We start from the raw sequence: 11695 nt of genomic DNA on the forward strand, positions 1-11695 counted from the left end.
TCAGGCTGTGGACAAGCCCGGCGGTTTTTTCTTTTCTTCCCTCTTTGACCCCCGCCTGCGACAGGGTATGCTCTGATACCTTATTACGCGAAACTACCTTTTTATCAGGCTGTTAAAAAAATTCTTCCAGGATGCAGCGTCATTGCTAAGGCATTACCTGTCCGCTGCCGATAACCTGGTGGCAGGGTAAACAGATTATAACAATGTGGTGCGGCTTTCCGGCTGCGCAGGCGCGCGTGATGCGCCCTTCAGGAGTGGTGATGGAATATTTTGATATCCGCAAAATGGCGGTGAATCTGTGGCGCAACGGGGCGGGCGAAACACGGGAGATTTGTTGTTTTCCGGAAGCCACGCGGGATTTCCACTGGCGCGCCAGCATTGCGTCTCTTGCCGCTAACGGCGAGTTTCCGCAGTTTCAGGGGGTGGATCGCGTGATCACGCTGATCGAAGGCGGGGAAGTGACCCTCGACGGGGGAAATGCCTTTTGCCATACCCTGAAACGGCTGCAACCTTTCTCTTTTTCAGGTGAGCAGCCGATCAAGGTACAGCTGAACGACGGGCAGATGTCGATGGATTTCAATATCATGACCCGCCGCGATCGCTGCCAGGCGAAAGTACGCATCGCCGATCGCACCTTCACCACCTTCGGCTCGCGCGGCGGGGTGGTATTCGTACTCAGCGGCGCGTGGCAACTGGGTGATAAGCTGCTGACCGCGGATCAGGGGGCCAGCTGGCAGGAAGGTAGCCATACCCTGCGCTTACTGAAAGCGGAAGGGCAGCTGCTGTTCAGCGAAATCACCTGGCTGCCGGGGCATTAAACCTGCGCACCGGCAGACGCCTGCCGGTTCAGGGGGCGGTAAAGGGCAGCTCGTGAATATCCATGATCCCCGCCATCAGCGGCTTGCAGAGAATTTTATAGCCATCCTGATCGAAACCGGCAGGCGTTTTCAGCAGTGACGACGCTTCGTCCAGGGAATTGACCGAGCCCAGCCAGAACCAGTTGTGAATAATATGATACTGGGTCATTTCACCGCTGCTTTCCCGCAGCGCCACCGGGCCGCGCCACGGCCAGCACACCAGCTGCATGCGGGTCATGGCGTCACGCAGACGCTGATGGTGCGCCTCGACGCTCTCTTTCCCGCAACAGGCGCCCGCGCAGCGATTCAGCGCTGAACGGAAACAGGCGCGACCGCGACTGAGGGATTCCAGCCCGAGCAGGCCGTAGCAGAGTTTGTGCTCATCGGCGATAGATTGCAGGGTTTGCAGCGCGGCGTGTCGATTGGCAAACAGCCCGTACAGCCCCTGCTGCGAAGAAAAATCCACCTCTTTGGCGTAGATCACTTCTGGCTTGTCGCTGTCAAAGCGCAGGGAACAGAGCTGACGGTTGCGGCGCAGGCGTTTATTAAACAGCGGCTGCTGTTCTTTAATTAGCCTGGCTTCCAGCAATAACGCGCCTATCTCCCCGGCGGTAAGGATCCAGGTGATACGCCGCGACTGGCGCAGCATGGAGGCTTCGTCCGGGGTGCGCAAATGCGACAATACGCGGCTGCGAATATTAATGCTCTTGCCGATATACAGCGGCATGGTGTCGCTGTCGCCATGAAAGAAATAGACGCCGGGATGCTTAGGCAATGCCTCCAGCCACGGGCGCAGATGTTCGGGATATTCATAAATGGCCGCCGCTTCAAAATGCAGGCGCGGGGCTGATTGACGCCTTACCACACATAGACTCCTGATACTGTTTACTTATCCAGTGTAGCAGGCAAATCGTGGCGAAAAAAGAGGCGGCTTGCGCCGCCACAGAACACGTATTAATCACTTTTGTTCATTTGCCGGGTGGCGCTGCGCTAACCCGGCCTGTAAATCAGTCACTTGTAGGCCTGGCAAGCCTGCGCCGCCGGGCGTTTTAATGTTTCCAGAAGTCGTCAAAAACCGTCACCGGCAGGCGGCGTTTATGTTCGGTTTTCAGATACCAGCCTTCGATGGTACGCGCATGCGTCTCATCAATGGTTTTGCCTTCCAGATAATCGTCGATCATCTCATAGGTGACGCCAAGGGCGACTTCATCCGGCAGGGCAGGGCGATCGTCTTCCAGATCGGCGGTCGGGGCCTTTTTATACAGATGCTCCGGGCAGTTTAGCTGCGCCAGCAGCTGTTTTCCCTGACGTTTGTTCAGGCGGAACAGCGGATTGATATCGGTGCCGCCATCGCCGTATTTGGTGTAAAAGCCAGTCACGGCTTCCGCCGCATGGTCTGTACCCACGACCACGCCTTTGGTCATACCGGCAATGCTGTATTGCGCTTTCATACGCTCACGGGCTTTTTCGTTGCCGCGAATGAAATCGCTTAGTTCGATGCCCGCGTCGCGCAGCGCCTGCTCGCTCGCCAGCACCGCCGCTTTAATATTCACCACCAGCACGCGATCCGGCCCGATAAAGTTAATCGCATCCTGACAATCCTTTTCATCCGCCTGCACGCCGTGGGGCAAGCGTACCGCGATAAAGGCGTAGCTTTCGTCGCCGGTTTCCTGGCGCAGCTCGCTGATAGCCATCTGGCTGAGCTTACCGGCGAGCGTCGAATCCTGGCCGCCGCTGATGCCCAGCACCAGTGACTTCAGAAACGGATGGGCTTTAAGATAGGATTTCAAAAAATCCACGCTACGGCGAATTTCTTCTTCTGCATCGATGCGCGGCTTAACGCCCAGCGCCTGAATAATGTCTTGTTGCAGCGTCATGACAACACTCTCCGTCTGTCGCCCTTAAGGGCAGATGTTAAGTAGCAATCTTTTCAAATTAACCCGTTGTGGCTAAAACGACAAGGCGCGACGGCGCAGGGAGCGCAAAAACCCGCCTTTTGTCTGCCTCACTCTGTTTTATTAGATTTTTCTTAAAGTTAAGTCAGTGTCGTCATGAGGTTGAAAAAAGTTATTTTATATTCCAGGCTTAGATAACGCGCTGATACACAAGCGGATAACAAGAGGAAGGATCAATATGAACAAGAAACTCGCAGGAATTCTGGGTACCGCGGCCGTAATGACCATGCTGGCAGGTTGTACTGCTTACGATCGTACTAAAGATCAGGTTGCCACGCCGGTGGTTAAAGATGTTAAGAAAGGCATGAGCCGCGCGCAGGTAATGCAGGTTGCCGGTAAGCCTTCTTCTGAAGTGACCATGATCCACGCTCGTGGTACTTGCCAGACCTACATTCTGGGTCAACGTAATGGCAAAACAGAAACTTACTTTGTTGCCCTGGACGAAACCGGTCACGTGATGAACTCCGGTTATCAGACCTGTGCGGAATATGATACCGATCCGCAGGCACCGAAGTCCTGATCCCTTTAAGCCTGAGCAAATAAACAAACCGGCCACCGCGCCGGTTTCTTTTTGTCTCAAAATCTTATTTCTTGACGCGAATTATTTGCCGAATTGTGAAGGCTATCATCCTGCCAGGTCAATGAGAGACAATTCGGGTTAGCGACGGATTATCGCCCCCAGGCGGGATGCTGTATATTTTCTTCAACCAGAAACAAAAGTAACTCAAGGGTTCACGAGTTATCCCAGCCACCCACACAGGTCCCCATGCAGGCACACCTGTTGCGGTTGAAACGTAAGGAAGGTTGTGATGGAAAAGAAACACATCTATCTGTTCTGCTCGGCGGGCATGTCCACCTCGCTGCTGGTGTCCAAAATGCGCGCGCAGGCAGAGAAGTATGAGGTGCCGGTGATCATTGATGCATTTCCTGAAACCCTGGCCGGTGAAAAAGGACCCGAGGCCGATGTCGTGCTGTTAGGCCCGCAAATCGCCTATATGTTGCCTGAAATTCAACGCCTGTTACCGAATAAACCTGTCGAAGTGATTGATTCCATCCATTACGGCAAAGTGGATGGTCTGGCTGTACTGAAAACTGCTGTCGCCGCCATTAAAAAAGCAGCAAATTAATTTTATTTCTTTTCCCCGTCAAAGAGTTATTTCACTTACTTTCGCCGCAATAGTTTATTGCGGCTTTTAAGGACTTTTCTATGAGCAAAGCAATTGATTCGCTGGAGCAAATGCTGATCCCTTTTGCCGTAAGAATAGGAAAACAACCGCACGTCAATGCAATTAAAAACGGCTTTATCCGCTTAATGCCGTTAACCCTTGCAGGGGCGATGTTTGTATTAATTAACAACGTATTCTTAAGTTTTGGCGAAGGATCGTTTTTTTACTCTTTAGGTATTCGTCTGGATGCCTCAACCATTGAAACGCTGAATGGTTTTAAGGCCATCGGCGGTAATGTTTATAACGGCACTTTAGGCATCATGTCGCTGATGGCGCCGTTCTTTATTGGCATGGCGCTGGCCGAGGAGCGAAAAGTCGATCCGCTGGCCGCCGGGTTATTAGCGGTAGCCGCCTTTATGACGGTTACGCCTTATAGCGTCGGCGAAGCCTATGCCGTGGGCGCAAACTGGCTGGGCGGGGCCAATATTATTTCCGGTATTATTATCGGGCTGGTGGTGGCGGAGATGTTTACCTTTGTCATCCGCCGCAACTGGGTGATCCGTCTGCCGGACAGCGTCCCGGCGTCGGTGTCCCGCTCATTCTCCGCGCTGATCCCAGGCTTTCTGATCCTCTCGGTAATGGGCATTATCGGCTGGGCGCTCACCGCCTGGGGCACCAACTTCCACCAGGTCATTCTCGATTCCGTCTCAAAACCGCTTTCCGCGATGGGCGGCGTGGTTGGCTGGGCCTATGTGATTTTCAACTCCCTGTTATGGTTCTTCGGCGTGCACGGTTCGCTGGCGCTGACGGCGCTGGACAGCGGCATCATGACCCCCTGGGCGCTGGAAAACATGGCGATTTATCAGCAGTACGGCTCCGTTGACGCGGCGCTGGCGGCGGGTAAAACCTTCCACGTCTGGGCCAAGCCGATGCTCGACTCCTACGTGATGCTGGGCGGTTCGGGTGCCACCCTGGGGCTGATCATCGCCATCTTTATCGGTTCCCGCCGCGCGGATTACCGTCAGGTAGGTAAGCTGGCGCTGCCGTCCGGTATCTTCCAGATCAACGAACCAATCCTGTTCGGCCTGCCGATCATTATGAACCCGGTGATGTTCATTCCCTTCGTGCTGGTGCAACCGGTGCTGACCGGCATCATGCTGGCAGCCTATTACACGGGCATTATCCCGCCGGTGACGAACATCGCGCCCTGGACAATGCCGACCGGCCTCGGCGCCTTCTTTAACACTAACGGTAGCGTGGCAGCTCTGGTGCTGGCGCTGTTTAACCTCGGCGTCGCGACGCTGATTTACCTGCCGTTCGTCATGGTGGCCAACAAGGCGCAGGCGGCCATTGAGGAAGAAGAAAGCGAAGAAGATATCGCCAACGCCCTGAAATTTTAAGCCTGATGGCGCAGGCAGCGGTTAGCCTGCGCCGGACTGACATGAGGAAGATAAGATGTTTAATCTGGATGATGTTGTGGAAACCGAGCTTGCCACCGATGAACTGGAAGAAGTGGTGATGGGGCTTATCATTAACTCCGGGCAGGCGCGCAGTCTCGCTTATACTGCCCTGAAGCAGGCGAAAGCGGGCGATTTCGCGGCAGCGAAGGAAACCATGGCGCAGTCCCGTACCGCCCTTAACGAAGCGCATCGCGTGCAGACGCAGCTCATTGAAGGCGATCAGGGCGAGGGCCGGATGAAGGTCAGCCTGGTGCTGGTGCATGCGCAGGATCATCTGATGACCTCGATGCTGGCCCGCGAGCTGATTGCCGAATTGATTGAGCTGCACGAAAAAGTGCGCTAATACAGGAGCCAACGCATGATGCAGCCACAGGTGAACGCGATGGAAATCAAAACCGCACGGGAACAGCAGTTGTTCAATGGCCGGAACTTTCACGTCTTCATCTACAATAAAGTGGAGAGCATAAGCGGGCTGCACCAGCACGATTATTACGAATTCACCATCGTGCTGACCGGGCGCTACTATCAGGAGATCAACGGCAAACGCGTGCTGCTTGAGCGGGGCGATTTTGTGTTTATCCCGATGGGATCGCATCATCAGAGCTTCTATGAATTTGGCGCCACGCGCATTCTTAACGTCGGCGTCAGCAGACAGTTTTTTGAACAACACTATCTGCACCTGCTGCCGTTCTGCTTTGTGGCGTCGCAGGTGTATCACGTAAAAAGCGCATTTCTGACCTGGATTGAATCGGTGATCGCCTCGCTGAATTTCCGCGATAACGAGTTCAATGAATTTATCGAAGTGGTGACTTTTTATATCGTCAACCGGCTTCGTCACCACCGTGAAGAGGTGGTGCAGGGCGACATTCCGCAGTGGCTTAAAACCACCGTGGAAGAGATGCACGACAAAATGCAGTTTGGCGAAAACGCGCTGGAAAATATGGTGAAATTATCCGGTAAGACGCAGGAGTATTTAACCCGCGCCACCCAGCGCTATTACAGTAAAACCCCGATGCAGATCATCAATGAGATCCGCATTAATTTTGCCAAGAAACAGCTGGAAATCACTAATTACTCAGTCACTGATATTGCTTATGAGTCCGGTTACAGCAGTCCCGGTTTATTTATCAAGACGTTCAAGAAAGTGACGTCCTTTACGCCAGGCAGTTACCGGAAACACCTCACCGTTATTAACTGATTAAGGCACGCCTTTATTTTACGGTCAGTGCGTAAGAGAGATGTTATGAATAAAAAACTGAAAGTCGTCACCATCGGTGGCGGAAGCAGCTACACCCCTGAACTGGTCGACGGATTTATTAAACGTTATCACGAACTGCCGATAGACGAATTATGGCTGGTGGACGTGGAAGACGGCCAGGAAAAGCTGAATATTATTTATGACCTGTGCCAGCGCATGATCCAGAAAGCGGGCGTGCCGATGACGCTGCATAAAACGCTGGATCGCCGTGCGGCATTGCAGGACGCCAGTTTTGTCACCACCCAGCTGCGCGTCGGTCAGCTACAGGCGCGCGAGCTGGATGAACGTATTCCGTTAAGCCATGGCTATCTGGGGCAGGAGACCAACGGCGCGGGCGGTCTGTTCAAAGGGCTGCGTACCATTCCGGTGATTTTTGACATCATCCGCGATGTGGAAGAGATCTGCCCGGACGCCTGGGTGATCAACTTTACCAACCCGGCGGGCATGGTGACGGAAGCGGTCTATCGTCATACCGGCTTTAAGCGCTTTATCGGCGTGTGCAATATTCCCATCGGCATGAAGATGTTTATCCGCGATGTGCTGAGCCTCACCGATGAGGACGAACTGGGTATCGATCTGTTCGGCCTCAACCACATGGTGTTTATCAAGGACGTGCTGGTCAACGGCGAATCGCGCTTTGCGGAACTGCTGGACGGCGTGGCCTCCGGCAGATTAACGGCGAACTCAGTGAAAAACATCTTTGATCTGCCGTTCAGCGAAGGGCTGATCCGCTCGCTTAACCTGCTGCCATGCTCTTATCTGCTGTACTACTTCAAGCAGAAAGAGATGCTGGCCATTGAGATGGGCGAATTCTACAAAGGCGGCGTACGGGCGCAGGTGGTGCAGAAAGTCGAGAAACAGCTGTTTGACCTGTACAAGGATCCGGCGCTGGCGGTGAAACCGAAAGAGCTGGAGCAGCGCGGCGGCGCCTACTATTCCGACGCGGCCTGCGAGGTGATCAACGCTATTTATAACGACAAGCAGGCGGAGCACTACGTTAACGTGCCGCACCACGGGCATATTGATAATATCCCGGCGGACTGGGCCGTGGAGATGACCTGCATCCTCGGCCGGGATGGCGCGAAGCCGCATCCGCGCGTGACGCATTTTGACGACAAGGTGATGGGGCTGATCCATACCATCAAAGGCTTCGAAATCGCCGCCAGCCAGGCCGCGTTAAGCGGTGAGTTTAACGATGTGCTGCTGGCGTTAAATTTAAGCCCGTTGATCCACTCCGATAAGGACGCGGAAATCCTCGCCCGTGAACTGCTGCTGGCGCATCAGAAATGGCTGCCGCGCTTTGCAAAAACCATTGAAGGCTTTAAACGCTAAGGAGCCAGCCTGTGGAAAGGTTACTGATCGTCAATGCCGATGACTTTGGGCTGTGCAAAGGACAGAACTACGGCATCGTGGAGGCCTGCACACACGGCGTGGTCACGTCGACCACGGCGATGATGAATGCAGAGGCGGTGGAACATGCGGCGGCGCTCAGCCGCGCGCTTCCGCAGCTGGCGGTCGGCATGCATTTTGTGCTGACCCTCGGCAAACCGTTAAGCCCGATGCCGGGGCTGACGCGGGACGGCGTGCTGGGCAAATGGATTTGGGAGATGGCGGAGCAGGGCGAACTGCCGCTGGCGGAGATTGAGCGCGAGCTGGCGTGCCAGTATCAGCGCTTTATTGACTGCTTTGGCCGCAAACCGACGCATATTGACAGCCATCATCATGTGCATATGCTGCCGCCGATCTTCCCGCTGGTGGCCGCCTTTGCCGCGGATAAAGGCGTCGGGCTGCGTATTGACCGCGAGGTGGCGGCGCTTCACGGTCTGCCAGTGAACGCGGCGCGCAGCAGCGAAGGCTATTCCAGCGGCTTTTACGGCGAGGCGATATCGGAGGCGCTGTTTCTTGAGGTGCTGGATGCCTCCGGCGCGCGGGGCGAGCAGTCGCTGGAGATGATGAGCCATCCGGCCTTTGTCGACGACACGCTGCGCGCCAGCAGCTATTGCTGGCCACGTCTGAAAGAGCTGGAGGTGCTGACCTCGCCATCGCTGAAATATGCGATAGCGGAGAGGGGGTATCGGCTGGGATCCTGGCGGGATTTGCCTTAACAGGTTCATGCCCGGCGGCGCGAGGCTTGCCGGGCCTACGACACCTGCCGGGCACGGATAATGAACTGTAGGCCGGGTAAGCGCCAGCGCCACCCGGCATTTTTGTATCCCAGAACTGTAGGCCGGGTAAGCGTCAGCGCCACCCGGCACATTCTTTCCGCTACGCCGGGATCTTGCTGATTTTGCCCGCCCGCGACCAGACGCGGTGTCCCGCCAGCTGCATCAGGAAGTCATCCACCCACTCCTGCGTGACACTGTCACCTTCAGTAATGCCTTCCTCACCCTGCGCATCCACCCTCAGCACTGCTTTAAAGGCGCGCGCATCGCCGGCCAGCGCGATCGGCTTCAGGTGCTTATAGGCTTCCAGCAGATAATAGTTAGCGTCGCCATTGTCCAGCAGGCTGGCAGGATTCCCGCCTGGCACCAGCACGCCATCGACGGTCAGCGACGGTGAACCCGCAAAAGTCGCGGCAATCGGCACCTGCGAGCCATCATCCGCCGTCACTTCGCCCATACGCGAATAAAGCAGTTTAGCGTGCACGCCTTTTGCCTGTAAGCCCTGCAACAGGGTATACAACTGGCTGGCGGATACGGTGTCGTTCAGCAGCACCGCCACCACGCGGCCCTTCAGCGTGCCGTCAGGAATAGCGTACAGACTCAATGATGGATCCTTTTTCAGGCCGCTGACATCCTGCGGCGGCGCGATGTTGCGCTGATCGTCGGTCAGGGTGATCCCCAGGTTGTGCGCCACCGCCTGCGCCAGGGTAATGTCGATATGCGCCAGCTGATCCACCACCCGCTCGCGGATATAGGCCCGCGCCACTTTGCCCAGCTCGAAGCTGAAAGCCTCGATAATATGCTGCTGCTCATGAGGCGTCTGGCTCTGCCAGAACAGCCGCGGGTGCGCATAATACTCGCCAAAGGACGGGCTGCGCTCGCGGATCTTATGACCTTCGATACGCTCCTGATATGACTCAAATCCCCCGCGCTGCGGCGCAGGCGGCGTTTCCCGCGGCCAGTTATCGTTAATCGAGTTAGGCTCATAGTTTGCCGGATTGGTGTCGATATCCATGCGGTGCATGCCGTCGCGCTGGAAATTGTGATACGGGCAGGTAGGGCGGTTAATGGGGATTTCGTGGAAGTTCGGCCCGCCGAGACGGCTAATCTGCGTGTCGGTGTAGGAGAACAGCCGTCCCTGCAACAGCGGATCGTTGGTGAAATCCAGCCCCGGCACGATGTGTCCGGGATGGAACGCCACCTGTTCGTTTTCGCTGAAGAAATTGTCCGGGTTACGGTTAAGCACCATTTTGCCGACGCGCTGCACCGGCACCAGTTCTTCGGGGATCAGTTTGGTGGGATCGAGCAGGTCGAAATCAAATTTGAACTCGTCTTCTTCGGCAATCAGCTGTAGCCCCAGCTCGTATTCCGGGAAATCCCCGGCTTCGATGGCTTCCCACAGCTCACGGCGATGGAAATCCGGATCGCGGCCGGTCAGCTTTTGCGCTTCGTCCCATACCATAGACGCCTTACCCGCCAGCGGTTTCCAGTGGAAACGGACAAAGGTAGCTTTGCCGTCGGCGTTAATCAGGCGGAAGGTATGAATGCCAAAGCCTTCCATGGTGCGATAGCTACGCGGAATACCGCGATCGGACATCGCCCACATCACGTTATGCAGGGTTTCCGGTTGCAGCGAGACATAATCCCAGAAGGTATCATGGGCGCTTTGCCCCTGCGGGATCGCCCAGTGCGGCTCCGGTTTTACCGCATGCACAAAGTCCGGGAATTTATGCGCATCCTGAATAAAGAACACCGGCGTGTTGTTGCCCACCAGATCGAAAATCCCTTCGTCGGTATAAAACTTAGTGGCGAAACCGCGAATATCCCGCACGGTGTCAGCCGATCCTGCGCCACCCTGTACCGTGGAAAAACGTACAAACACCGGCGTGATTTTATCCGGGTCGGCGAGGAAGCTGGCTTTAGTAATGTCGCTTAACGAGCGGTAGGGCTGGAAATAGCCATGCGCCGCCGAGCCGCGGGCGTGCACGATGCGCTCGGGAATACGCTCATGGTCAAAATGGGTGATCTTTTCCCGCAGAATAAAATCTTCCAGCAGCGTTGGCCCGCGCTGACCCGCGCGCAGTGAATTCTGGTCATTGGCAATGCGCACACCCTGATTGGTGGTCAGCGGAAAATTTTCGCCGCCCTTACGGAAGCTTTCCAGCGCCTTGAGTTTTTCATTGGAGGTATCCGGCGCTTTCAGGCTGCCGGGGGCAGTAGGCTGCGCCCCGGGCGGAGTCGGTAACGGATCGGCCTGATGGGAGTTGTCTTCCGGGGCGAGTGAGTCCAGACCGGGACGGGCGGCGCGGTCATCGTGGACCGGGGCATGATGATTTTTGGGATGACTATCAGAATGCGACATGGAACAGGTCTCCTGTTTTTGCTGCGGGGTGTTGGCATTGAAACTGGCCGTTTTTACGTCAAATTCTTTCTAACTATAGAACAGCACACGATTTTTTACCCTGGTGCTTCGCAGATAAAAACCCCGCAGGGGCAGGGGAAAAACAGGCAGGGCGCGACGAGCAGGGGGAGTTTCAGCTATGATGGGAGTTGCCTGTTTGTGGAATATGTTTTTAGTGAATCCTGGCTTATGAAATCATTGCGTCAACAAAACCGTCGGATTATCAGCTATGTGCCACGTGTCGAGCCTGCCCCGCCTGACCATGCCTCTAAGGTCGAAGGTTTTCGCGATGTGTGGCTGTTACGCGGGAAATATGTCGCCTTCGTTTTAATCGCCGAGCGTTTTCGTCGTTCGCCGGTCTTCAGCGGGCCGGAAGCCGCCCAGCGCTGGGCCGAACAGATGCGGCAGGAAGGGGAAGTGGATCAGGATTGATACG

General features: G+C 55.5%; 12 protein-coding genes. 9 read left to right on the forward strand and 3 right to left on the reverse strand.

Annotation, left to right across the window (positions count from 1 at the left end):
• Positions 1-260: 260 nt before the first annotated feature.
• Entirely contained in the window at positions 261-818 is a 558-nt protein-coding gene (ves, locus tag ACQUTD_RS08995) for an environmental stress-induced protein Ves (RefSeq protein ID WP_072568243.1), read from the forward strand.
• A 28-nt stretch (positions 819-846) separates the two neighbouring features.
• Here ves and cho read toward each other — a convergent pair whose 3' ends face one another.
• Both cho and nadE read right to left on the reverse strand, forming a co-directional pair.
• On the reverse strand, positions 847-1722 hold the full coding sequence (gene cho, locus ACQUTD_RS09000) for an excinuclease Cho (RefSeq protein ID WP_072568244.1): 876 nt from the start codon (positions 1720-1722) through the stop codon (positions 847-849).
• Between the two features lie 184 nt (positions 1723-1906).
• On the reverse strand, positions 1907-2734 hold the full coding sequence (gene nadE, locus ACQUTD_RS09005) for an ammonia-dependent NAD(+) synthetase (protein WP_318364674.1): 828 nt from the start codon (positions 2732-2734) through the stop codon (positions 1907-1909).
• A 256-nt stretch (positions 2735-2990) separates the two neighbouring features.
• Here nadE and osmE point away from each other — a divergent pair, with 256 nt between their 5' ends.
• The 7 genes from osmE to chbG all read left to right on the forward strand — a co-directional run bounded on the left by osmE (position 2991) and on the right by chbG (position 8801).
• Complete coding sequence (gene osmE / locus ACQUTD_RS09010; RefSeq protein ID WP_318376694.1) at positions 2991-3332, forward strand: osmotically-inducible lipoprotein OsmE; 342 nt, start codon at positions 2991-2993, stop codon at positions 3330-3332.
• A gap of 289 nt (positions 3333-3621) precedes the next feature.
• Positions 3622-3939 carry a PTS sugar transporter subunit IIB gene (locus tag ACQUTD_RS09015; protein ID WP_318364675.1) on the forward strand — a complete coding sequence of 106 codons (318 nt, stop codon included), beginning with the start codon at positions 3622-3624 and terminating at the stop codon, positions 3937-3939.
• Positions 3940-4019: 80 nt separating this feature from the next.
• The gene (chbC, locus tag ACQUTD_RS09020; RefSeq protein ID WP_473274825.1) at positions 4020-5378 is read left to right on the forward strand and encodes a PTS N,N'-diacetylchitobiose transporter subunit IIC; all 1359 of its coding nucleotides are present in this window, start codon (positions 4020-4022) and stop codon (positions 5376-5378) included.
• Positions 5379-5433: 55 nt separating this feature from the next.
• Positions 5434-5781 carry a PTS N,N'-diacetylchitobiose transporter subunit IIA gene (chbA, locus tag ACQUTD_RS09025; RefSeq protein WP_072568249.1) on the forward strand — a complete coding sequence of 116 codons (348 nt, stop codon included), beginning with the start codon at positions 5434-5436 and terminating at the stop codon, positions 5779-5781.
• A gap of 15 nt (positions 5782-5796) precedes the next feature.
• Positions 5797-6636 carry a transcriptional regulator ChbR gene (gene chbR, locus ACQUTD_RS09030; protein WP_099458763.1) on the forward strand — a complete coding sequence of 280 codons (840 nt, stop codon included), beginning with the start codon at positions 5797-5799 and terminating at the stop codon, positions 6634-6636.
• A 45-nt stretch (positions 6637-6681) separates the two neighbouring features.
• Positions 6682-8028 (forward strand): 6-phospho-beta-glucosidase, encoded by a 1347-nt coding sequence (locus ACQUTD_RS09035; RefSeq protein WP_318376696.1) that lies wholly within the window; start codon positions 6682-6684, stop codon positions 8026-8028.
• An 11-nt stretch (positions 8029-8039) separates the two neighbouring features.
• On the forward strand, positions 8040-8801 hold the full coding sequence (gene chbG / locus ACQUTD_RS09040; protein WP_473274824.1) for a chitin disaccharide deacetylase: 762 nt from the start codon (positions 8040-8042) through the stop codon (positions 8799-8801).
• 160 nt (positions 8802-8961) lie between these two features.
• Here the strand turns inward: chbG and katE are convergent, their stop codons facing one another.
• Positions 8962-11220, reverse strand: a complete 2259-nt coding sequence (gene katE / locus ACQUTD_RS09045; RefSeq protein ID WP_318364680.1) for a catalase HPII — start codon at positions 11218-11220, stop codon at positions 8962-8964.
• Positions 11221-11448: 228 nt separating this feature from the next.
• Between katE and cedA the strand changes: the two genes are divergently transcribed.
• On the forward strand, positions 11449-11691 hold the full coding sequence (gene cedA / locus ACQUTD_RS09050; protein WP_072568253.1) for a cell division activator CedA: 243 nt from the start codon (positions 11449-11451) through the stop codon (positions 11689-11691).
• Positions 11692-11695 lie beyond the last annotated feature (4 nt).

This window comes from Enterobacter sp. K510 (assembly GCF_055804875.1).